Here is a 22,230-nt window from a genome sequence, read left to right as displayed (position 1 = left end):
CCGCTCCTCTCCTCAGGTCAGGGTCATCGACCGTTCCTCCTGCGGAACCTGACGCCCCGTCCCCCATAAACACCGTGCATGGAATCCACTCACATTCTGCCTTGGACGTATGGCGGCGGGTGGGCGGAGGGTGGAGCCATGGCGTGGACGAACACGGAGAACGACACGGCGGACGTACTGGTGATCGGCGGTGGCACGGGCGGATACTCCGCGGCCCTGCGGGCGGCGGCCCTGGGGTTGGAGGTGGTGCTCGCGGAACGGGACCTGGTCGGGGGGACCTGTCTGCACCGGGGCTGCGTTCCGAGCAAGGCGATGCTCCACGCGGCCGAACTCGTGGACGGCATCGCGGAGGCCCGGGAGCGGTGGGGCGTGAAGGCGTCGCTCGAATCGGTGGACTGGGCGTCCCTGGTGGCGACCCGGAACGACATCGTGACCCGCAACCACCGGGGGGTCGAAGGCCGTCTCGCGCAGGCCGGGGTGCGGGTCGTCCGCGGCAGCGCCGGGCTGACGGGCCCGCGTTCCGCCCGGATCGACGGGTACGGGGAGGTCGTCGCCCGGCGGGGGGTGGTGCTGGCGACCGGGTCGCGGCCCCGGATGCTGCCGGGGGTGGTGGCGGACGGGCTGCGGGTGGTGACGAGCGACGACGCGCTGTACGCGCCGGGGCTGCCCGGCTCCGTGCTGGTGGTCGGCGGCGGGGCGATCGGGGTGGAGTACGCATCGTTCCACCGGTCGATGGGGGCCGACGTGATCCTGGTGGAGGCCGCCGACCGGCTGGTCCCCCTGGAGGACGCGGAGGTGTCGCGCCATCTGACGCGGGGGCTGAAGAAGCGCGGCATCCGGGTGGAGACGGGGGCCCGGCTGCTGGAGACGGCGGTCGTGGAGGACGGGGTGCGGGCCGTCGTACGGACCGCCCGGGGCGAGACCGTCACGGTGGCGGCGGAGCGGCTGCTGGTGGCGGTGGGCAGGGAGCCGGTGACAGAGGGGCTGGGGCTCGCGGCGGCGGGTCTGGCCACGGACGGACGGGGCCATGTGGCGCCTGCCGACTGGGCGCGGCTGGAGACGGTGGTGCCGGGCATCCACGTGGTGGGCGACCTGTTGCCGCCGCCTTCCCTGGGCCTGGCCCACGCGTCCTTCGCCGAAGGTCTGCTAGTGGCGGAGACGTTGGCCGGGCTGCGGACGCCTCCGGTCGACTACGCCACCGTTCCCCGGGTCACGTACTCCTCGCCGCAGACGGCGGCGGTGGGTCTGACCGAGGCTCAGGCCCGGGACGCCGGGCACGATGTGGTCGTGAACTCCCTGCCGCTGACCGCCGTCGCCAAGGGCATGGTGCACGGCCGGGGCGGCCTGGTGAAGGTGGTGGCCGAGCGGGCGGGCCGGGTGCTGGGCGTCCATCTGGTCGGGCCGCATGTCTCGGAGATGGTCGCGGAGAGCCAGCTCGTGGTGGGCTGGGAAGCGGAGGCGGGCGATGTGGCCCACCACATCCACCCGCATCCGACGCTCTCCGAGGCGGTCGGCGAGGCGTTCCTGACGCTGGCCGGGCGCGGCCTGCACCAGCAGCGCTAGCGGATGGCGGAGAGACAGGGGGACGCCAAGGACGCGGAGAGTACAGGCAAGGCGCGGGGGATACGGGGAGTCAGGCAGGCGGGCGCGGCGACGGGGCGGTCAGGCGGAAGCTCATCCGGCCGAAGCTCACCTGGTCGCCGTCGCGCACCGGGAGGGAGCCGACGAGCCGCTGGCCGTTGACACAGGTGCCGTTGGTGGAGCCGAGGTCGCGCAGGACCCAGCGGCCGTTCTGGAGGGTGAGTTCGGCGTGCAGCCGGGAGACCGTCTCGTGGTTGAGGCGCAGCCCGTTGCCCGGGTCGCGGCCGATGAGCAGCGGATACGGGCTCGGGGCGGGCAGCAGCAGCTTCGGGAGCCGTTCGGTCTGCCAGGCCCGGCGGAGCCGTCCCGGAAAGGCGGATATCCCGCCGACCGCGCGGACGAGGCCCTGCGAGAAGCGGCTGCCGCCGTCCAGGTCGGAGGTGAGGGCCGCCAGCTCCTCGGGGCGGCGGGCGACGAGGGCGAGCTCCATGCGCCGCATGAAGGTGTCGTGCGACAGCTTGCCCTGTGCGGCACCCTCTCTGAGCACGCCGAGGACACGGTCGCGCTGGGCGTCCGACAGCCGCGCGGGATACGTGTGGGACTCGGGAGAGGACGTCACACCGACGATTGTCGGGCCGAGGGGGCCGAGGTGTCCAGAACAAGCCCGCTTCCCGCCCGGGCTGACCTGCGCCAGGCTCCGGCGGGGGCGGTCCGGCCGCCGGGTCCCGGGACCCGGCGGCCACGGCCGAAAGGCCCTACGCCCGCCGTACCGCCACGGTCGCCGAGCGGGGAGGCCCGTCCGGTGTGCGGTCCGGCCAGGTGCTCACCGCGCCGGGGCGCTCGCGGTCCGGGGCCGCCGTCGCCGTACGGCGGCCGGGGTGCTGGATGTTGACGAACAGGGTGGCCCCGTCCGCCGACGCGGCCACCCCGGTGACCTCGGCTCCCCTCGGTGCGGTGAGGAACCGGCGTACCTCACCGGTCTCCGGATCGGCCGCCAGCAGCGCGTTGTTGCCGAGGCGTCCGACCGGCCCGTCCCCACCGCCCAGCAGGCGGCCGGGGATGCCGGTGGAGATCCACAGCACTCCGGAGGCGTCGAACCAGAGGCCCTTGGGGTGGGCGAAGGCGCCCTCCGGGGTCGCCCGTGGGTCGTTCCCGGTGAGGAAGGTCTCCCAGGAGAAGTCCCGGGCCGCCGCCGGGCCGTCCGGTGCGGGGCGCAGCCGTACGACACCGCCGTGCGGCGAGGCGCCCGGCGCGCAGCCGTCCGCCCCGCCTGCTCCGCAGCCGCCGCCCGCGACTCCGCCCGCCAGGGCGAGGTAGACGTCGGCCGTGGTGGGGTGGACGGCGATCCGTTCCGGGCGGGCCAGCGGGGTGGCGCCGACCGCGTCGGCCGCGAGCCGGGCGCGCACCAGGATGTCGGCCTGGTCGCGCCAGCCGTTCGCCGGGGTCAGCGGGCCCGAGCCGTGGGTGAGCGGAATCCACTCGCCGGTGCCGTCCGCCGCGAGCCTGGCCACCTCCAGGGTGCCGTGGTCCAGCGGGTCGAGACCCTCGGCCCGGAGTCGGCGCCAGGGCGCGGAGCCGGTGAACCGGTAGGCGTACTCGCCGTCCTCGGCGTCCGTGGTGTGGACGATGATCCGGCCGTCCGCCTCGGAGACGGTGGCACTGCCGTGCGGGAAGCGGCCGAGGGCCGTCCGCTTGGCCGGGACCGACGCGGGGTCGTGCGGGTCCACCTCCACGATCCAGCCGAAGTGTTCCGGGCGGGCCCGGTCGGAGGCCAGGTCGAAGCGGGGGTCCTCGGTGTGCCAGGGGCGGCCGAAACCGGTGGCGGAGAACCCGTGGCGGACGTCGGTCTCGGAGCGCCGCCACGCGGGGTCGTCGGTGCCGAAGAAGGCGTTGGCGTTCTCCTCGGCGGCGAGCACGGTCCCCCAGGGCGTGACACCGAGGGCCCCCGGCGCCACGACACCCCGGGCGCCGCTCGTACGAGTCCCGGAGCCCGCACCGGTCGCGGCGGCCGGTCCGGTGAGGCGGACGGGGGTGGTGGCGGTGATCCGCCGGTTGAGCGGGGAGGCGACGGTGCGCCAGGCTCCGCCGTCGTGCGGACCGGAGGCGACGGCCACGACGGTCAGCCCCTGGGCCGCCATGGCCGTCGCGGGCGGGGCCGCCGCGGGGAGTTCGTCGGCGGACTCGTGGGCGAGGACCAGCAGGCCGCGCCGCTCGCCGCCGGGGCCCGGGGCGAGGGGCACGACGTGCACGCCGTGGTGGTGGCTGCCGATTTGCTCCGCCTGCTCGGCGGGGGTGGCGGGGGCGGTCCCGCGACGGGGCGCCGAGCTCCGTACGGGGTCGCCCCAGCGGGCGATGACATCGGCCACGTACCCCTTCGGCACCACGAGTTCGTCGGCGCGCGCCACGGGCACGGGCCGGAAGACGGTACGGGCGGCGGCTCCGGCACCGGCCCCGGTGCGGGCGGCCTCGTACCGGGGCGCGGCGAGGGCGGCCGGGGAGCCGGAGGTGAGCAGTCCGGCGGCGAGCAGCGCGCCGCCCACGAGGAGGGAGCGCCGCGATGCCCCGGCGGGTCCACTCACCTCAGGTGCCAAAGTCGCCGAAGTCACCGGAACCGCCGGGAGCGTTCTGTCCGTGTCGCGTCCCATCAGAACTTCTCCTGGTTGAGTGCCGACTGAAGGGCGCGGGTGGTGCCCGGGCCCCAGGAACCGTCGAGGTCGAGTCCGGCCCGGATCATTGTGTTGAGGTGGCGTTGCAGGGCCTTCACGGTGGCCGGTCCGGTGGAGCCGTCGATGACCAGTCCGGCGGAGGCCCAGGTGTTGAGGTGGCGCTGGAAGGCGCGCTTGGTCGCGGGGCCGAAGCTGCCGTCGGGGGTGACGCCGATCGCGCGCTGGGTGGCGGCGATGGTGGCGGGGCCGAAGTTGCCGTCCAGCTCCAGGCGTTCGCCGTCGTTCCACCGCCCGTACGCGGTCTCCGTGGCGGGTCCCCACATGCCGTCGGGGTCGACGCCGATCTTCCGCTGGAGCCACTTCACCCCGGCCTCGGTGAGCGGGCCGAAGGAGCCGTCCAGGTCCAACGGGGGTGTGTGGCCGAGGGAGTTCACGGCGTACTGCTGGGAGACCACGGGCCGGATGGTGGTGATGCCACCGCCGCCGCTGCTCGCCGTGTCACCGGTGTGGGCGAGGAAGGCTTTCTCGGTGGCGGGCCCCCAGTTGCCGTCCGGGTCGACGCCGATCCTCCGCTGGAGCCACTTCACCCCGGCCAGGGTCAACGGACCGAAGCTGTCGTCCAGTTCGAGCTTCGGTGTATAGCCGAGCCGGTTGACCGCGTGCTGCTGCGCCATGACGGACCGGTAGGCGATGACACCGCCGCCGGGGCGGCCGGGGCCGATGTGCGCGATGTAGGCGGCCTCGGTCAGCGGCCCCCAGAGGCCGTCGTCCGCCACGCCGATCTTCCGCTGGGCCCACTTCACCCCGGCCAGGGTGAGCGGGCCGAAGGAGCCGTCGAGGTCGAGCGAGGGCAGGTGGCCGAGGAAGTTGACGGCGCGCTGCTGGGCGGTGATCGAGCGGACGGAGGTCTCTCCCGTGGTGCCGGTGGCCGGTCCGCCGCCCCCGCCGATCGGGATGTCGGCGGCCTCCATGCCGCCGAGGACCCAGTTGCGCAGGTCGGCGCCGGGGCAGGCGGTGGACCCGATCGCCCCGTGGTAGGTGGCGGCGAGTCCCTTGCCGGTCAGATGTCTCGCTTGGTAGTAGAGGGCGCGGATCGCGGCCTTGGCGTGCGGGGTGGCGTCGCCGTCGCTGCCGATGAAGCAGACGCCGATGTGGCTGGTGTTGTAGCCCGTGGCGTGGGCGCCGACGGCGGTCCACCCCCGCCCCTCGTAGATGCGGCCCGCCCGGTCGACGAGGAAGTTGTAGCCGATGTCCGGCCAGCCGCGGCCGTCCATGTGGTAGTTCTGGATCGCCCGGATGCTCTGGGTCGGCGGTCCGGCCGAGTAGTGGACGGCGAAGCCGGTCCGGGCGGAGAGTTCGACGTCGGTGACGGTCCGCGGCGGGCGGGCGGCCCACTGCATCCGCGGGATGATCGACAGTGTCGGGGCCGCGGACGACCCGCCGGGGTCGATCCGTGAACCGTTCTGCGCGTACGGGGTGATGTTCCCCGGGCACACGGTGTCGTAGCCGTGCCGGTGGGGGAAGATCTGCGCCCCCGCCCTCCGGGTGGGGGACACGTCCGGCCCCCGCAGATGGCCGATGAGCCGCTTCATCGCGTCCAGCATGGCCGAGGTCGGCTGGTCCCGCTCGTGGATGATCCCGAGGATGGAGTAGAAGCCAGAGTTACGCCCGACGGCTCCCTCCCCCGGGACCCAGACCTCACCCTTCCCTGTGGTCGAAGTGGGCGGAGCCGAGCCGCCGTTGGCCTCACCGCGCTGGTATCCACGGCCGGTATAGATGATGCCGTGCCGGCAGACCATGAAGTTGTAGGCGATGTCGCCCTCGAACTTCTCGTAGTGGTCGTGCCAGATGTCGCCGATGCGCCTGAGGCAGTCCTCCTCGGACCCCGGGGTGAAGCTTCCCCGTCCGGCGTGGTGGATGAACACGCCTCCCCGGTAGGGCGTCCACAGCCTCCCGATCGACGGCGAGGGAGCGGCGATCCACGCCACCGTCTTCGTCACCAGGTCGTCGTGGGTCCAGGAGGGGTTCTGCCGTTCCAGGTCGGCGGCGAGCAGTAGCCCGCGATTCGTTCCTGCCGCGTATCTCGCCCATGCCCAGCGCGACTTGATGTCGATCGCCATCGAGGTGTCCTCCCGTTGATCACTTGGCTGGAAAGTATGGTCTGGACCTCTTCCTGACAAGCGCCGTCCGACTACTGGGCAACTGAGGCCATATGACGGGAAGCCAGTTCCCTGCCCCGGGACAGGGAAGCCCTGCGTCCTACCCCGCCCGCGCCGCGTCCTCGGCCAGCCACTCCAGGCGCAGTCGCTGCTCGGCGGGGATCGTCGCGTCCTCGCCGCGCGGCCCCACGTTGAGCAGCAGGTTCCCGCCGTCGGCCGCCGTGTCGCGGACGAGGGCACTCAGCGCGGTACGGCCGATGAAGGCGTCGGGCGGGGAGTTGCGGTTGTAGCCGAAGCTGTGGTCGATGCCCCGGGTGATCTCGTACGGGTCGGAGCCGGTGTACCGGGCGTACTCCGGCGTACGGAAGTCGAAGTCCGGCGGGGTGCGCGGCATGAAGCCCTCGCCCCGCGCCACCGTGCGCCGGTCCCACCAGTTGTGGAGGGACCGCGCGCCGGGCAGGGTCAGGGTCCGCCAGTGCGGGGCGTACGGCAGCAGGCGGTCGTTGACCACGCCGTGCGGGACGGTGAAGCGGTAGTAGTCGGTGAGGGAGCGGATCTCGGCGGCGGAGGCCGGCCAGGCGATGTCGTTCCAGAGGATGTCGGGGCGGTAGCGCCGGATCAGCTCTCTCATCTGCGCGTCGGCATACGCGGGGTAGCTTCCGCGCGGGACGGCCGAGAACATGTCGGCGGCGGTGCCGATGGGCCGGTCGTCGAAGGTCCAGTCGAGCCCGCCGGAGTAGTAGACGCCGAACCGCAGGCCCTCGGCCCGTACGGCTTCGGCGAACTCCCCGACCACGTCCCGCGTGGTGTGCCAGCCGGGGCGGCGGGGGTTGGCGGTCCGCGAGGGCCAGAGGCAGAAGCCGTCGTGGTGCTTGGTGACCAGCACCGCGTACCCGGCGCCCGCCGCCCGGAAGGAGCGCGCCCAGGCGGCCGGGTCCCAGCCGCTCAGCCCGTCCTCGAAGTCCCGGCCGAAGTCGGTGTAGGGGCGGGTGCCGTAGGTGGCGCGGTGGTGGGCGGCGGTCGGGGAGCCGGGGAAGCGGAGGGAGTTCTCGTACCACTCCGCGTACGGGGTCCAGCCGAGCGGCGCACGCCTCCCCGCCGCCGGGAGTTCGTCCGGCGGCAGATGGGGCGGGGCCCAGCCGGGGACGGAGGCGGGCGTCCAGTGTACGAAGATCCCCAGCCGGGCCCGGGACCACCATGAAGCGACCATGGCGGGAGTATTGATCATTCGGAGGGCTGTGCGTAAGCCCTTTCTCCCGCCCGGATCTGCGACTTCTGCGCTCTGATCAGCTCGCGGTACCAGCCGTACGAGGCTTTCGGCGTACGGGTGAGGGTCTCGTAGTCGATGTGGACCAGGCCGAACCGCTGTGAGGCTCCTTCCGTCCACTCCACGTTGTCGGTGAGCGACCAGGTGAAGTAGCCGCGTACGTCGACCCCCGCGTCCATCGCCGCGCGCAGGGCGGTGAGGTGGCTCTCCAGGTAGGCGATCCGGCGGTCGTCGGCGTGCGGTTCGGCCAGGGCGCAGCCGTTCTCGGTGATGTGGACCGGGGGGAGGCGGTCGCCGTAGCGGCGGTGCAGCAGGGTGAGGATCTCGGTCAGCCCCTCGGGGACGACGGGCCAGCCGAAGCCGGTCTTCTCGTACCCCTCGATCTCCCTGATGCCGAAGGGGAGTCCGGCGGGCATCGTGAAACCGGAGTAGCTCTCCAGGGCCTCCGGCCGGGGCGCGCCGACGAGGGTGGGGTTGTAGTAGTTGACGCCGTACCAGTCGAGCGGGGTCGAGATGACCTTGAGGTCGTCCGTCACCGGCCCGGGCATCAGGGCGGCGAGGCCGTCGTCCGGGTAGCGGCCGGTGAGGACGGGGTCGGCGAAGAGCCAGTTGGTGAGGGTGTCGTACAGCTCGGCGCCGAAGCGGTCCTCGTCCGAGTCCCCCGCCGTCCAGACCGGGGCGTGGGAGAAGGCCGCGCCGATGTTGTCGGCGCCCGCCGCGCGCAGGGCCCGGACGGCGAGGCCGTGGGCGAGGAGCTGGTGGTGGGCGGCGGGCAGGGCGTCGAAGAGGAGGGTGCGGCCGGGGGCGTGCTCGCCCAGGGCGTAGCCGAGAAGGGTGACCTCGGCGGGTTCGTTGATGGTGATCCACATGGGGACCCGGTCCGCGAGCCGTTCGGCGACGATCCCGGCGTACTCGGCGAAGCGGTAGGCGGTGTCCCGGTCGAGCCAGCCGCCCGCCTCCTCCAGCGGGAGCGGGGTGTCCCAGTGGTAGAGGGTCGGGGCGGGGGTGATGCCGTGGGCGCAGAGCTCATCGACGAGCCGGTCGTAGAAGTCGAGCCCGTCCGCGTTGACGGCCCCGCTGCCGCCCGGGACCACGCGGGGCCAGCTGATGGAGAACCGGAACGCGTCGGCGCCGAGCCCGGCGAGCAGGGCCACGTCCTCGCGGTAGCGGGCGTGGAAGCCGGTGGCGCGGGTGGTGTCGGTGCCGTCCTTGATCCGGCCGGGCCGCGCGGCGAAGGCGTCCCACCCCGAGGGGCCCTTCCCGTCGGTGTCCACCGCCCCTTCGGTCTGGAAGGCGGAGGCGGAGGCTCCCCAGAGGAAGCCGGGCGGGAACTGCGGTACGGGCATCTCGGCCTCCATGAGCCGTACGGATGAACGGAACCTGTATGAGCGGGGAGCCGACCGGGCAATGATCAGGACCAGACCTTAATGGCCGGTGACCGGCCGGTTCTAGAGGCGGGCGGTCACGGATGGTGGTGAGCCGGGCGCGGAGCCGCCTCCGGACGGCGGGGCGGCCTGACGGTCTGTGACGAACGCGGCGGACGGTACGGACGAGGAGTGGTGGATGCGGTTCGAGGTGTGGGCCCCCGAGGCGGACACGGTCGTGCTGGAGGCGGCGGAGGTCCGGTATCCGATGGAGCGCGACCCGCTGCGGGAGGGGTGGTGGAGCGCGGAGGCGGAGGCGGTGGACGGGGACCGTTACGGGTTCCGGGTGGACGACGGGCCGCTGCTGCCGGACCCCCGTGCGCGGCGCCAGCCGGACGGGCCGGACGGTCCGAGCGCGGTGGTCGACCAGGGGGCGTACGCCTGGCGCAACGGGTGGGCGGGGCGGCGGCTGAACCGCGCGGTCCTGTACGAGCTGCACGTGGGGACGTACACCCCGGAGGGCACGTTCGACGCGGCGGCGGCGCGGCTGGGCCATCTGGCGGAGCTGGGGATCACCCATGTGTCGCTGATGCCGGTCTGCCCGTTCCCGGGCGTCAACGGGTGGGGGTACGAGGGCGTCTCGCTCTGGGCGGTGCACGAGCCGTACGGCGGACCTGAGGGACTCAAACGCTTTGTCGACACGGCACACGGTCTGGGGCTCGGGGTGGTCCTGGACGTGGTCCACAACCATCTGGGCCCGTCCGGCAACTACCTGCCCGCCTTCGGCCCGTACTTCACCGACACCCACCACACCCCGTGGGGCGCGGCGGTCAATCTGGACGCCCCGGGCTCGGACGAGGTGCGGGCGTTCTTGATCGGCAGCGCGCTGGCCTGGCTGCGGGACTACCGGCTCGACGGGCTGCGGCTCGACGCGGTGCACGCGCTCGCCGACACCCGGGCGCTCACCTTCCTGGAGGAGCTGTCGACGGCGGTCGACGCGCTGGCGGTGGAGCTGGGGCGCCCGCTGGGGCTGATCGCCGAGTCCGACCTCTGCGACCCGCGCACCACCACCCCGCGCACGGCGGGCGGCCTCGGGCTGCACGCCCAGTGGAACGACGACTTCCACCACGCCCTGCACACCGCGCTCACCGGCGAGTCCCAGGGCTACTACGCGGACTTCGCCCGGGCCCCGCTCGCCGCCCTGGCCAAGACGGTGACCTCCGCGTTCTTCCACAACGGGACCTACTCCAGCTTCCGGGGCCGCGTCCACGGCCGCCCGGTCGACGTCTCCCGCTCCCCCGCGCACCGCTTCGTCGGCTACGCCCAGACCCACGACCAGATCGGCAACCGGGCCCTCGGCGACCGGCTCGCCGCCTCCCTCTCCCCCGGCCTCCAGGCGTGCTCGGCGGCCCTGGTGCTGACCGGACCCTTCACGCCGATGCTCTTCATGGGCGAGGAGTGGGGGGCGCGCACCCCGTGGCAGTTCTTCACCGACCACACGGACCCGGAGCTGGCGGAGGCCGTACGCAACGGCAGGCGGCGGGAGTTCGGCGCGCACGGCTGGGCGGAGGAGGAGATCCCCGACCCGCAGGACCCGGCGACGCGGGACCGCTCCTGTCTCGACTGGGCCGAGCCGGAGCGCGAACCGCATGCGCGGCTGCTCGCCTGGTACCGCCAACTGATCGCGCTGCGGCGGGCGTTGCCCGACCTCCACGATCCGGACCTGGCGGCGGTGAAGGTCGCGTACGACGAGGACGCCCGCTGGTTCGCGTACCGCAGGGGCGATGTACGGGTCGCGGTCAACCTGGCGGACCGGCCGACGGCGATCCCGCTGGGTCTCGGGCGTCACAGCCGTTCCGGCGGACGGGTGTTGGCGGCCTGGGAGCCGGTGGAGGCGCCGGGGGCGGACGGGGTGCTGCGGCTGCCGCCGGAGTCGTGCGTGGTGCTGGCGGACGAGTGAGCCCGACGGGCAGCGGGCCGAACTCCCCCTGCCCGTCGACTACTTGCCAGTTGGCCACTTGCTCGTTGGCTACCTGCCCTTTGGCTACTTGCCCTTGGCTACTCCACGATCGCCAGCTCGCGCGCGGTGGCGTTGAGGCGCCGGCCGCCGTCCTCGGTGACGGTCACGATGTCCTCGATCCGGACCCCGAAGCGGCCGGGGAGGTAGATGCCCGGCTCCACGGAGAAGCACATGCCGGGGACGAGCGGCTGCTCCTCGCCCTCGATCATGTACGGCGGTTCGTGGGTGGTGACGCCGATGCCGTGGCCGGTGCGGTGGATGAACCGCTCCCCGTAGCCGAACTCGGTGATCACCGCGCGGGCGGCGCGGTCGACCTCCTGGCAGGCGACCCCGGGCCGGACGGCGGCGCACCCCGCCTGCTGGGCCTCGCGGACGATGTCGTGGACCCGCTGCTCCTCGGCGGTGGGCTCCCCGACATGGACCGTACGGGAGGTGTCGGAGCCGTAACCGTGCTTCAGGCCGCCGAAGTCGAGGACGACCATGTCACCGCGCTGGATGGTGCGTTCACCCGCCTCGTGGTGCGGGTTGGCGCCGTTGGGGCCGGAGCCGACGACGGTGAAGTCGACCTGGGAGTGCCCGAAGTGCCGGAGCAGCGAGGCGAGATCGGCGGCGACATCGGTCTCCCGGCGGCCGGAGAAGCGCACCTTCAGGATCTCCTCGTACGTGGCGTCCGCCGCCGCCCCGGCCGCCGCGAGGCGCTCCAGCTCGGCGGCGTCCTTGACCGCCCGGAGCATCGGGAGCGCCTCGGTGAGGGAGGTGTACGACGTTGCGGGCAGGGCCCGTTGGAGGCCGAGGAGGTGCATCGCCCAGGCGTTGTCGCTGATGCCGAAGCGCCCCTGGGCGTCGAGCAGCGGGGCGGCCACCGCATACGGGTCCTTGCCGTCGGTCCAGTCCCGCAGGGCGAGCGCGGGCGCCCCGGCGGCGGCAGCCGCGTCGGGCGCCTCCAGGGTCGGGACGACCAGGACCGGTTCCTCCCCGGGCCGCAGGACGAGGAGGGTGAGGCGTTCGGTGGAGACGGGCCGGTAGCCGGTCAGATGGACGAGGTCGGGGCCGGGCGCGACGATCACCCCGGCCAGCCCGGCCCCGGCGGCGGACTCGGCCGCCTTCGCCATCCGGGCCCGGTATACCTCGGCGGTGAAGGGGGCGGGGGACGGCGCGGACGGGTTCGGGCTGGACATCAGGACCTCCTGGCGGTGAACGGGTGCGGGGTGCCGCAGGCGTGGCTCCCTGCATCCTGCCCGCCGGGCGGGGTGCGGACCAGCCATGATCAAGCCGGTACGCGTACGGTCACGACGGCAGCCGCACCACCGCGTCGGCCCGCCCCCGCCCGCGCTCCACCAGCCGGGCGTTCGCCTCGTCCGAGCGCTCCACCCACGCCCGCGCGTACGCCGGAGGCTTCCCGTACCGCACATGGCGCTCGACCAGCCGCCGCACCCGCACCGCCGGATCGAGGTCCAGGAACCACACCTCGTCCAGCAGCCCGCGCACCTGGGCCCACGGCCCCTGGTCGAGGAGGAGGTAGTTGCCCTCGGTGATGACGAGCGGCACGTCCGGGGCGACGGCCAGGGCCCCGGCGACCGGCTCCTCCAGGGCCCGGTCGAAGGCGGGGGCGTACACCGGGTGCACCGGGTCCGGGTCGCGCAACCGGCGCAGGAGCGCCGCGTACCCGGGCGCGTCGAAGGTGTCGGGGGCGCCCTTGCGGTCAGCCCGGCCCAGCCGGTCCAGCTCGGCGGACGCCAGGTGGAAGCCGTCCATGGGGACGAGGACGGCGCGCCCGTCCAGCGCCCCGGCCAGCCGCTCCGCCAGGGTGGACTTCCCCGCTCCGGGCGGCCCCGCGATCCCGAGAACGCGCCGCCGCCCGGTCTCCGCGAGGCGGCGGGCCCGGTCCGTCGCCGCCGCGAGGCCGCCGGGGGTCGTGGTGTCCAGGATGTCCATGCGGGGCATTGTGCGGGGGCGGGGGCCGGAAGCGTTAGTGTTACGTATAACTACCTGCCGGGGCAGACGGCTGCCGGACACCCGCCTCCCGGGCAGCCGTCTCCTGGCAGTCACCTGTCGAGCCCCTGGAGGGCCCATGTCCCGTATCGCCCTGGTCACCCTGGTCGTCCGCGACTACGACGAGGCCCTCGCCTTCTACCGCGACGCGCTCGGCTTCGAGCTGGTGGAGGACACCGACCGGGGCGACGGCTCCCGCTGGGTGGTGGTGCGCCCGCGCGGAGCGGCGTCCGGTACGGGGCTGCTGCTGGCCCGCGCGAAGGACGGGGCGCAGGAGGCGAGCGTGGGGGCGCAGACGGGCGGCCGGGTCGGATTCTTCCTGCACACCGAGGACTTCGCGGGCGACCACGCCCGGATGAGCGCGGCGGGGGTGCGCTTCCTGGAGGAGCCCCGGCACGAGACATACGGCTCGGTCGCGGTCTTCGAGGACCTGTACGGCAACCGCTGGGACCTGCTGCAACCGGCGTCCTGACGCGGGGCGTCCGGGGGGCTCTGCGGGTCGGGGGTCTGCGGCGCGGCGCCCCGGCCCGGCGGGAGGCGGCACCGCACGGCCCGGCGGCGGGCGTCGCCATTCGGCCCACAGCCGACGCGTGGCCGGGGACGGCGGCGGTGACGATGGGCCCATGGAGCAGCCCCTGGACCCCCGCGCCTCCCCCGTGGTGGCCGAGCCCGAGCGGCACGCCGACTGGAACGAGCTCTTCTTCGACCTGGTCGTCGTCGCCGGGGCGGGGCAGCTGGCCCACCTCCTGCACGACGGCCCGCACCTGACGGATCTCGCTCTGTACGGGGTCCTCTACCTGGCCTTCTGGACCGTCTGGGCCGGGTTCGCCGTCTACGGGGACATCGCCGCCTCCGCCACCCGGGTCCGCACCCTGCTGATCGCGATGCTCGGGATGGCCGTGATGGCGGCCTCCGTGCACGCGGTCCTCACCCACCACGCCGTCACCTTCGTCGTCGCCTATGTCCTGCTGCGCTGGCAGGCGGGCCGGGTCTGGCGGCGGGGCAGTGTCGTGGCCGACTGGCCGCTGGCGCAGTTCGGCGCGGGGGCGCTGCCCTGGCTGGTCTCCCTCTTCGTGCCGACGCCGTGGCGCTACTGGCTCTGGGCCCTCGGCATCGCCGTCGACATCGTCACCCTGCTGGTCGCCACCCGGGGCCGCACCCTGCGCCGCGCGGCCGGGCGGGCCGCCGCACGCCGGGGCGACCGTCCGCCGCCGGGCCCGCCGCACGCCTCCTCGCCCGCGCCGCCCCGGCTCAGCGAGTCGCGGATCGACACCGCGCACATGGGTGAGCGGCTCGGGCTGTACGTGATCATCGTGCTGGGCGAAGGGGTCATCCAGATCATCGACGCCGCCTCGGAACGCGACGACTGGGACCTGCCGCTGGCCGCCACCGGGCTCGGGGCGTTCGGGCTGCTGGCCGGGATCTGCGCCCTGAGCCTGCTGTACGGCACCAACGGCATCCCGCACCTGCGCAAGGACGCGCTCCCGCCCCGGCTGGCGATGCTGCTGCACGCCGTGATGACCGGTTTCCTGGTCGCGCTGGCGACCGCCCTGGGCTCGGCGGTGGCCCACTTCGACGACGTCCTGCCGAAGGGGCAGCACTGGCTGCTGTGCGGGGCGATGGCGGGGTACTTCGCGGCGGGCGTGGTCGCGGCGCTGCCGCTGGCGGAGCGGGCCGACCGGGTGTGGGTGCTGGGGTGGGGGCTGCCGTGCGTGGTGGTGGCCGTGGCCCTGGCCCCGCTGGGCGTACGGCTGCCCGCCTGGGCGACGATCGGCATCCTGGTGGCGCTGGTGTGCTGGCAGATCCTCTACGACCCGGGGCCCGCCGGAGCGTCCGGGTCCGGGCGGGGGTGGGGCGGCAGGATCAGACGGACGGCCCGGCTCGGCTGACGGGAGAGCACCGCTCACAAACAGCATCAGCGCTCGTGAGCAGGATCATCGATCACAGCAAGAAGCGCCCATCACAGCCAGAAGCACCGCTCACAGACAGAAGCGCCACTCACAACCAGGGCCGACGCTCACAACCAGGGCTACCGCTCGCAACCGCTAGCGGCGCTCACGCCCGCGCCAGCCCCGCCTCCCGTACCGCCACCGCCTCCATCGCGTCCAGCACCGGCCGGATCAGCGGATGTCCCTCGGCTCCCCGGCGTACGGCCGCGAAGACGCGGCGGGTGGGGGCGCTGCCCTTCACCGGGCGGACGACCACCCCGGCCGGCTCCATCCCGCGCAGCGCCGACCTCGGCACCAGGGCCACCCCCGCGTCCGCCCCGGCCAGCGCCACCACCGCCCGGAAGTCGTCGGACGAGTGCTCCAGGCGCGGGGCGAACCCGGCGGACTCGCAGGCCAGGACCACCACCTCATGGCAGGGGTTCCCCGGGTACGGCCCGATCCACGGGTCCTTCGCGAGGTCCGCGACCGCCACCTGGTCCTCGTCCACGAGGCGGTGGCCCACCGGGAGCACCGCGTCGAACGGCTCCGAGTAGAGCGGGACCCGGGTGAGGCGCCGGTCGTCCTCGGCGGGGGCGCCCCGGTACTCCACCGCCACCGCCACATCGACCTGCCGGTCCAGCACCATCGGGACGCTCGCGTCGCCCTCCGCGTCCTGGACCTTGACCCGGATGCCGGGCGCGGTGCGGGCCAGCTCCGTGAGGGCGGGGGCGAGGACAAGGCCGATGCCGGTGGCGAACGCGGCGACCGTGACCGTACCGGCGACGCCCGCGCCGTACTCCGCCAGCTCCGCTTCCGCCCGCTCCAGCTGGGCCAGGACCACATTGGCGTGGTTGAGGAGGATCTCCCCGGCGGCGGTCAGCCGGGCACCGCGCGCACCGCGTTCGACGAGGCGGTGGCCGGTCTCCTGCTCCAGGGCGGCGAGCTGCTGGGAGACGGCGGAGGGCGTCAGGTACAACGCGGCGGCGGCCGCGGTCACGGTGCGGTGGTCGGCCACCGCACGGAGGATTCGCAGCCGCCGCGCATCGATCATGCGCCCATTGTCCCAGGTAGCGGCGGATGCCCGGACCTGGGACAGCCCTACTGCGGGCCTTCCGCCTCCAGGGCCGCCCGGGCGTCGACAAAGGCGTCCACGGCGCGGTTGACGTCGGCGGTGGAGTGCGCGGCGGAGAGCTGGACGCGGATGCGCGCGGCGCCCTGCGGGACGACGGGGTACGAGAACCCGATCACGTACACCCCGCGCTCCAGCAGCAGCTCCGCCATCCGGCCCGCCTTCGCCGCGTCCCCGATCATGACGGGGGCGATGGCGTGGTCGCCGGGGAGGATGTCGAAGCCCTCCTCGGTCATCCGGGAGCGGAAGAGCGCGGTGTTGGCGTTCAGCTGGTCGCGCAGGTCTCCGGCGGACTCCAGCAGGTCGATGACCTTGAGGGAGGCGGCGGCGATGACCGGGGCGAGGGAGTTGGAGAAGAGGTACGGGCGCGAGCGCTGGCGCAGCAGGGCGACGATCTCGGCGCGGGCGGCGACGTAACCGCCGGAGGCGCCGCCCAGCGCCTTGCCGAGGGTGCCGGTGATGATGTCGACCCGGTCCATGACGCCGTGCAGCTCGGGCGTGCCGCGCCCGCCGGGGCCGACGAAGCCGACGGCGTGCGAGTCGTCGACCATGACCATGGCGTCGTAGCGGTCGGCGAGGTCGCAGATCTCCTGGAGCGGAGCCACGTACCCGTCCATGGAGAAGACGCCGTCGGTGACGATCAGGCGGCGCCGGGCGCCGGACGCCTCCTTGAGCTGCTTCTCCAGATCGGCCAGGTCGCGGTTGGCGTAGCGGTAGCGCTGGGCCTTGGAGAGGCGGATGCCGTCGATGATCGAGGCGTGGTTGAGGGCGTCGGAGATGACGGCGTCCTCGGGGCCGAGGATCGTTTCGAAGACACCGCCGTTGGCGTCGAAGCAGGAGGAGTAGAGGATCGTGTCCTCCTGGCCGAGGAAGGCCGAGAGCCGCGCCTCCAGTTCCTTGTGCACCTCCTGGGTGCCGCAGATGAAGCGGACCGAGGCGAGCCCGTACCCCCAGCGGTCCAGCGCCTCGTGGGCGGCGGCGATGACCTCGGGGTGGTCGGCGAGGCCCAGGTAGTTGTTGGCGCAGAAGTTGAGGACCTCGCCCGCACGGCCGCCGGAGGTGACGGCCACGGTCGCGGACTGCGGGGTGCCGATCACGCGCTCGGGCTTGTGCAGCCCGGCGGCGCGGATCTCTTCGAGGGTGGTGCGCAGATCGTCGCGTACGGAGTCGAACATGCTGGATTCCTTAAAAGAGGTTCTTCGGCACAAGAGGTTCTTCGGCGAAAGACTCGGAAAGAAGTTCGACGGGTCAGACGGTCCAGTCGAGGATGACCTTGCCGCCGAGGCCGCTCGCCGCGTCGTCGAAGGCCGCTTCGAAGTCGCGGAATCCGTACCGGCCGGTGATCACGGGGGCGAGGTCGAGGCCGCCCTCCAGCAGGACGGACATGGCGTACCAGGTCTCGTACATCTCGCGGCCGTAGATGCCCTTGATGGTGATCATCGAGGTGACGATCCGGGACCAGTCGACGGCGAACTCCTCGGCGGGCAGTCCGAGCATCGCGATCCGGCCACCGTGCGTCATGTTCGCGACCATGTCGCGCATCGCCTCGGGGCGGCCGGACATCTCCAGGCCGATGTCGAAGCCCTCGCGCAGGCCGAGCTCGCGCTGTCCGTCCGCGATGGCGCGGTCCGCGACGTTGAGGGCGAGGCTGACGCCGACCTTGCGGGCGAGCGCGAGGCGGGCCTCGCTGACGTCGGTGATGACGACGTTGCGGGCACCGGCGTGCTTGGCGACGGCGGCGGCCATGATCCCGATCGGCCCGGCGCCGGTGATCAGGACGTCCTCGCCGACCAGCGGGAAGGAGAGCGCGGTGTGCACGGCGTTGCCGAACGGGTCGAAGATCGCCGCGATGTCCAGGTCGACGGGGACCCGGTGCACCCACACGTTGGAGGCGGGCAGGACCACGTACTCCGCGAACGCCCCGTCCCGGCCGACGCCGAGGCCCACGGTGGAGCGGCAGAGGTGGCGGCGGCCGGCGAGACAGTTGCGGCACTTGCCGCAGACGAGGTGGCCCTCACCGCTGACCAGGTCACCGACCGCGATGTCGGCGACGTCGGAGCCGGTCGCCGCGACCTCTCCGACGAACTCGTGGCCGAGGACCAGCGGGGTGGTGACCGCCTGCTGGGCCCAGCCGTCGTAGGCGCGGATATGCAGGTCGGTGCCGCAGATCCCGGTGCGCAGGACCTTGATCAGGACGTCGGTGGGGCCGTACTCCGGCTCCGGCACGTCCATCAGCCACAGTCCCGGTTCGGCCTTCTGCTTGACGAGTGCCTTCACGGCTGCGGCTCCCTGCACATGGGTGGTACGCGGGTGGTGGATACCCCGGGCCTGGGGGCCTGTCGGAGGAGCCCTGCGGCCCGGGGTGGTCTGGGGGGGTGCCCGCCCCCATGGTGGGGGCGGAGTCACGGCGGGACGGGACGGAACACGCCCGTGGGGTTCCACGCACCGTCCCCGGCCGTCACCCAGAAGGCTGCCGTACGGCGGGGTCCCGGGTCCATCGAGGATTTCTTAAGCGCGGTCGCAGGAGATCTTCACACCTGGGCACGGCTTTCAGGAGAGTGCTGCGCGGAGCCTGATGCACGCGGCCGGCCCGGTCGTTCCCCACGGTCGGGGCCCCGCACCGCCGCTGGTGGTCCACACCTGGTCCATCAGGTCGGCTCATCCCCCTGCTTGCCACTCGGCTCGACACTGACATCTTGATCCGTGGGGTCGGGCACAGACTCGCGGGGTTTCGACGGCCTCCCCGAGTGTTCGTCATGATCGCGATCACGGGCCTCCGTGTGCCGTCGCTGCCGTCCTCAAGACCCCGTGACACGCTCAGGCCGAATCGTCCTGGTGGGGCGCGACCGATGTGATGATTCGGCCGTTCGTGAGGGTGCGGGTGTTCGGCCGCGGATCGTGGACGAAGAGGTGTGGGCGTTGATCGAGGCGTTGTTGTCGCCGCGGCCGGAGCGGTTGCACCAAGTCCTGCTCGCGGAGCTCAACGCGGCCGACGAACTTGACTGGTCACGGGCGTACGTGGAGGCTCCCATATCCGCACCAGAAGGGGGACCGACACAGATCCGTCGCCAGTCGACCGGCGGAAGACGGGCAGCAAGCACCGCTTGATCCACGACGGAGGCGGCACCCCGCTCTAGGTCATCACCACACGGCCAACATCAACGACGTTCCGAGTCGAACGGCGCTCAATCGCCCTCTGTCCGGGGACGTGGATACAGGCGAACAGCATCTGGGGAAAATCCCTCCAGGCCAACAACCCTGCCTGCATGACTCAAAGAAACTTTCAGGCCCTCGATCTGCTTGAGCGGGGTGATGTCGATGATGTCCCGTTGCACTGCGCGACAGTCGATGAATACGCTCTTCAGGTTGGGGAACACGTCAGGGACCAGATGCAGTTGCATATCTGTGCCATCGAATGACAACTGCAGGTGAGTCACGCCGGGCATGGCCACCGCCTGCCCAAAATCGCATTTAGAGCTGATGAATTCCGTCAGGCGGGGCAACGAGGAGATTTCTCTCCACTCCGCAGAGGTCGGCCCTACGTTGACCACCAAGGTTTTGAGAAGCTGCCACTTGGAAATACCCCTCAGGGATGTTCCGATCCAGCCACTCAGCCGCAATGCTGCCAGTTCCAGCGGCGCGGGGATATCGCCCAGACTGCTCCACGGGAGGCGAGTATAGAGGGCGAGATCCGTGAGTTCCGGCAGTGAACCCAGAGCGCTGAAGGAGACGCCTCCAGGAAACTGCAGGAGGCTCAAGTGTGACAGCGGGAGTCCCGCAAGATCATCAATGTGTGCGAGCTGATTGCACTCGGACAGGGTGAGCTGTTTCAAGGCTGAGAGTCGGCGGATGAATTTCAGTTCCGTCAGCGCTTGACCGGAGTAGATATTCACTCTACGGGTGTGTCCTGGTGAGAGGTGCTCGATTATTTCTTCAGCGGTGAAGGCTTCTCGAAAGGTGACGTCAGTGACAGGTTCCAGCAACCGCAGGGCCTTGCGCTGATCTTGAGTGTTCACCACCAGACTCGGGGTCTTCTTGAAGGGAAGCAGAATATCGCGTGCGTAGGATACAGAATCGAAGTTCTTCCAGCCGTTGACGAGTTCGTAGGGTGCTGACTCAGCGTTCATGGACTGGACGAAGCGATGAAGAAAGGCGTAGGCATGGTCGCCGCCGATGGTGGAGGCAGTCTGGATGACGGGGCCTACTTCGTCGTGCTCCAGGCCATGGGGCCCCGGCAGGAGATCCAGGATGCCTGGCCCGAGCGCGGCAAGTGTGGTCGCCTCTTCTGAGGAGCGGGGAGGCATCAGGACACGCGCACGTTGTTCGACCAGTCCGCGGACTTCGGGTTCGATTTCGGTGGCGTACTGCAGGCTGACGGCTGCCAAGAGGTGGAGTCTGCCTCTGTGTTCGCCCTCACCATCCCCGCGTTCCACGAGGCGGCGGAGCAGATCGGCGCTCTCCGCTGGGCGGGCATGGGCGACAGCCATGCGTAGGACGTCCTCCCACTGGTCGTCGTGGGCATTGTTGACCAGCAGGGGGAAGTCGTGGGCTTCGATGGCGGCTTTGGCTCCGAGGTAATCCTGGAATGTGCGGTGAACGAAGTCGACGGTGTCCGTGGTCGGCTGGCGGAGGAGTCCGCTGCGGCCGACCAGGTGCGTCAGGACCTGGTCGGCAGTGCCCTGCTCGGCCACGGCCTGCATGGCCGGCAGTGCATCGTCGACCAGAGCCTTCGCGGTGGCTCGTTCCATCTCGGTCTGGCGGTTGCGGATGAGCCAGTAGGCCAGACGCTGCAGCAGCTGCACGCTCTGGTGTTCGGTGAGCTGAATACCCTCCGGGACGTCGATGCTGCGCTCGAGGTCGCGACGCACGAGCAGCATCGACAGCGCCGCCTCGTACAACTCCATGCGGCTGTGCGGCAGATGACCGCGGCGGTCCCGGTGCAGCGCGCAGATCAACGCACACATCAGAGGGGTGCTGGAGAGCTGCGCCAGGTCACGCTGAGCACGCACTGTGACCTGGAGCGTTGTTTCGAGATCATGCAGTTGTGAGTGTTCGGCGTCGGTTGCCGCATTGTGTCGGGCTGCGGTGTGCCATCGGTGAACGAAAACTCCGATGTCGGCGGCGCTCATGGGTCGTACGGACAGTTCGGTGAAGCGCGATGAGCCCAGCCAGCCTTCGGGAACAGCTGACGGGCGCGTAGTGACCACGAAGCGGGCGCCCCTGTAAGCCGCCAGGAGCCGTTCGAGCCAGTCCCGCGTGGCGCCCCGGTGTTCTTGAGGAACTTCATCGATGCCGTCGACCAGGACGAGTGCCTCCCCACTGGCGAGTACGGCATCGGCCCAGCCCTCAGGTTGCGAGACGGCCAGGGGGGTACCGACTGCAGACAGGAAATCGTGTGGCTCCGGAAGCGGCCCCCGCCGCACCAGCGTCCGCAACGGCAGGACAAACGGAATCTGCCCCCGCCAGTCCGCCAGTTCCTCCGGCAGTTCATCGCGCGCCGTAGCGACAGCCAGCCACTGCAGCAGCGTTGTCTTTCCGCTGCCGGCGAGCCCTCGCAGAAGAACACGCCGACAGTCGGCCAACGCGTGCTCGGCACGCTTCACCACCACGGATGGCTGGTCCGCTTCTTCACTGCCTGGCGGCCAGTCCTCCAGCCTCTCCGCCAGCTCCAAGCTCAAGTACGCCGCGTCCATCGGCCAGCACGCACGTTCCGGCCGGCTCAGGTCCAGCCCTACTACGGTCAACTGGGAGTGCCGTTCCGCCACGTAGCTGAGGTACCGCTCCTCGAAGGAAGGCTTCGTCCTCGGTCGCAACGGCCTGCGGCGAGCGGCTCCCATCGGAGAGCTCTTGCGTGCTCGCAGTACGGGTGTGGCGGCTTCGCGCAGGGCCAGTAGCGGGTTTACATCCGCACCCAGTGCCTGCGCCAAGGCCACCAGCGTGGCCTCGGAGGGCACCGCTTGACCGTTCATCGCCTGACTGAGCGTTGTCCGCCCCAGTCTGGTCCGCTGCTGCAACCCGCCCATCTGCAGACCTCGCTGCGCCCGGAGGGTGCGCAGCCGCAGCGCGAGCTCCGCCAGCGGATCCTCGTGCACGTCCCCCATGTCCTGCTTCTCCGTCCCCCAGG

At 71.9% G+C, this 22,230-nt stretch carries 15 protein-coding genes; 4 read left to right on the top strand and 11 right to left on the bottom strand.

Annotated features, from left to right (window positions below; all coding sequences use genetic code 11):
* Positions 1 to 138 precede the first annotated feature (138 nt).
* Positions 139 to 1,563 carry a dihydrolipoyl dehydrogenase gene (locus B7C62_30035; GenBank protein ARF76037.1) on the top strand — a complete coding sequence of 475 codons (1,425 nt, stop codon included), beginning with the start codon at positions 139 to 141 and terminating at the stop codon, positions 1,561 to 1,563.
* A gap of 70 nt (positions 1,564 to 1,633) precedes the next feature.
* Here B7C62_30035 and B7C62_30030 read toward each other — a convergent pair whose 3' ends face one another.
* From B7C62_30030 to B7C62_30010, 5 genes are all read right to left on the bottom strand, one after another.
* The gene (locus B7C62_30030; GenBank protein ID ARF76036.1) at positions 1,634 to 2,200 is read right to left on the bottom strand and encodes a peptide-binding protein; all 567 of its coding nucleotides are present in this window, start codon (positions 2,198 to 2,200) and stop codon (positions 1,634 to 1,636) included.
* A 136-nt stretch (positions 2,201 to 2,336) separates the two neighbouring features.
* A complete protein-coding gene (locus tag B7C62_30025; protein ID ARF76035.1) occupies positions 2,337 to 4,226 on the bottom strand; it encodes a hypothetical protein in 1,890 nt (629 codons plus the stop codon).
* A complete protein-coding gene (locus B7C62_30020) occupies positions 4,226 to 6,367 on the bottom strand; it encodes a peptidoglycan recognition protein (GenBank protein ID ARF76034.1) in 2,142 nt (713 codons plus the stop codon). The genes B7C62_30025 and B7C62_30020 overlap by 1 nt, the downstream gene beginning before the upstream one ends.
* Before the next feature lie 139 nt (positions 6,368 to 6,506).
* Complete coding sequence (locus B7C62_30015; GenBank protein ARF76033.1) at positions 6,507 to 7,616, bottom strand: alpha-L-fucosidase; 1,110 nt, start codon at positions 7,614 to 7,616, stop codon at positions 6,507 to 6,509.
* 14 nt (positions 7,617 to 7,630) lie between these two features.
* Positions 7,631 to 9,019: a beta-glucosidase gene (locus B7C62_30010; GenBank protein ID ARF77434.1), complete on the bottom strand. Its 1,389-nt coding sequence runs from the start codon at positions 9,017 to 9,019 to the stop codon at positions 7,631 to 7,633.
* Between the two features lie 217 nt (positions 9,020 to 9,236).
* Between B7C62_30010 and B7C62_30005 the strand changes: the two genes are divergently transcribed.
* Entirely contained in the window at positions 9,237 to 10,997 is a 1,761-nt protein-coding gene (locus B7C62_30005; GenBank protein ARF77433.1) for a malto-oligosyltrehalose trehalohydrolase, read from the top strand.
* A gap of 98 nt (positions 10,998 to 11,095) precedes the next feature.
* On the opposite strand, the gene B7C62_30000 is transcribed toward B7C62_30005, so the two are convergent.
* Both B7C62_30000 and B7C62_29995 read right to left on the bottom strand, forming a co-directional pair.
* Entirely contained in the window at positions 11,096 to 12,235 is a 1,140-nt protein-coding gene (locus B7C62_30000) for a peptidase M24 family protein (GenBank protein ARF76032.1), read from the bottom strand.
* A 109-nt stretch (positions 12,236 to 12,344) separates the two neighbouring features.
* Entirely contained in the window at positions 12,345 to 13,001 is a 657-nt protein-coding gene (locus B7C62_29995) for a nucleoside/nucleotide kinase family protein (GenBank protein ARF76031.1), read from the bottom strand.
* 127 nt (positions 13,002 to 13,128) lie between these two features.
* Here B7C62_29995 and B7C62_29990 point away from each other — a divergent pair, with 127 nt between their 5' ends.
* Both B7C62_29990 and B7C62_29985 read left to right on the top strand, forming a co-directional pair.
* Positions 13,129 to 13,521, top strand: coding sequence for an extradiol dioxygenase (locus B7C62_29990; GenBank protein ID ARF76030.1), 393 nt, complete (start codon positions 13,129 to 13,131; stop codon positions 13,519 to 13,521).
* A 151-nt stretch (positions 13,522 to 13,672) separates the two neighbouring features.
* Positions 13,673 to 14,938, top strand: a complete 1,266-nt coding sequence (locus B7C62_29985) for a low temperature requirement protein A (protein ARF76029.1) — start codon at positions 13,673 to 13,675, stop codon at positions 14,936 to 14,938.
* 166 nt (positions 14,939 to 15,104) lie between these two features.
* Here the strand turns inward: B7C62_29985 and B7C62_29980 are convergent, their stop codons facing one another.
* The 4 genes from B7C62_29980 to B7C62_29965 form a co-directional block, all read right to left on the bottom strand.
* Positions 15,105 to 16,028: a LysR family transcriptional regulator gene (locus tag B7C62_29980; protein ID ARF76028.1), complete on the bottom strand. Its 924-nt coding sequence runs from the start codon at positions 16,026 to 16,028 to the stop codon at positions 15,105 to 15,107.
* A 47-nt stretch (positions 16,029 to 16,075) separates the two neighbouring features.
* A complete protein-coding gene (locus B7C62_29975) occupies positions 16,076 to 17,281 on the bottom strand; it encodes a glycine C-acetyltransferase (GenBank protein ID ARF76027.1) in 1,206 nt (401 codons plus the stop codon).
* A 73-nt stretch (positions 17,282 to 17,354) separates the two neighbouring features.
* Complete coding sequence (locus B7C62_29970) at positions 17,355 to 18,383, bottom strand: L-threonine 3-dehydrogenase (protein ID ARF76026.1); 1,029 nt, start codon at positions 18,381 to 18,383, stop codon at positions 17,355 to 17,357.
* A 908-nt stretch (positions 18,384 to 19,291) separates the two neighbouring features.
* Positions 19,292 to 22,207 carry a DNA-binding protein gene (locus B7C62_29965; protein ARF76025.1) on the bottom strand — a complete coding sequence of 972 codons (2,916 nt, stop codon included), beginning with the start codon at positions 22,205 to 22,207 and terminating at the stop codon, positions 19,292 to 19,294.
* Positions 22,208 to 22,230: the final 23 nt, after the last annotated feature.

It is taken from the genome of Kitasatospora albolonga, assembly GCA_002082585.1.
Lineage (GTDB): Bacteria > Actinomycetota > Actinomycetes > Streptomycetales > Streptomycetaceae > Streptomyces > Streptomyces stephensoniae.
The sequence above is the reverse complement of the archived record's forward strand: the minus strand, read 5'-3'. Positions and strand labels throughout refer to the sequence as shown.

Excerpts from the sequence above, each read along its gene's own strand:
- B7C62_30035 (ARF76037.1), top strand. The coding sequence starts at position 139 with ATGGCGTGGACGAACACGGAGAACGACACGGCGGACGTACTGGTGATC.
- B7C62_30025 (ARF76035.1), bottom strand. The coding sequence starts at position 4,226 with ATGGGACGCGACACGGACAGAACGCTCCCGGCGGTTCCGGTGACTTCG.
- B7C62_30020 (ARF76034.1), bottom strand. The coding sequence starts at position 6,367 with ATGGCGATCGACATCAAGTCGCGCTGGGCATGGGCGAGATACGCGGCA.
- B7C62_30015 (ARF76033.1), bottom strand. The coding sequence starts at position 7,616 with ATGGTCGCTTCATGGTGGTCCCGGGCCCGGCTGGGGATCTTCGTACAC.
- B7C62_30010 (ARF77434.1), bottom strand. The coding sequence starts at position 9,019 with ATGCCCGTACCGCAGTTCCCGCCCGGCTTCCTCTGGGGAGCCTCCGCC.
- B7C62_30005 (ARF77433.1), top strand. The coding sequence starts at position 9,237 with ATGCGGTTCGAGGTGTGGGCCCCCGAGGCGGACACGGTCGTGCTGGAG.
- B7C62_30000 (ARF76032.1), bottom strand. The coding sequence starts at position 12,235 with ATGTCCAGCCCGAACCCGTCCGCGCCGTCCCCCGCCCCCTTCACCGCC.
- B7C62_29995 (ARF76031.1), bottom strand. The coding sequence starts at position 13,001 with ATGCCCCGCATGGACATCCTGGACACCACGACCCCCGGCGGCCTCGCG.
- B7C62_29990 (ARF76030.1), top strand. The coding sequence starts at position 13,129 with ATGTCCCGTATCGCCCTGGTCACCCTGGTCGTCCGCGACTACGACGAG.
- B7C62_29985 (ARF76029.1), top strand. The coding sequence starts at position 13,673 with ATGGAGCAGCCCCTGGACCCCCGCGCCTCCCCCGTGGTGGCCGAGCCC.
- B7C62_29980 (ARF76028.1), bottom strand. The coding sequence starts at position 16,028 with ATGATCGATGCGCGGCGGCTGCGAATCCTCCGTGCGGTGGCCGACCAC.
- B7C62_29975 (ARF76027.1), bottom strand. The coding sequence starts at position 17,281 with ATGTTCGACTCCGTACGCGACGATCTGCGCACCACCCTCGAAGAGATC.
- B7C62_29965 (ARF76025.1), bottom strand. The coding sequence starts at position 22,207 with ATGGGGGACGTGCACGAGGATCCGCTGGCGGAGCTCGCGCTGCGGCTG.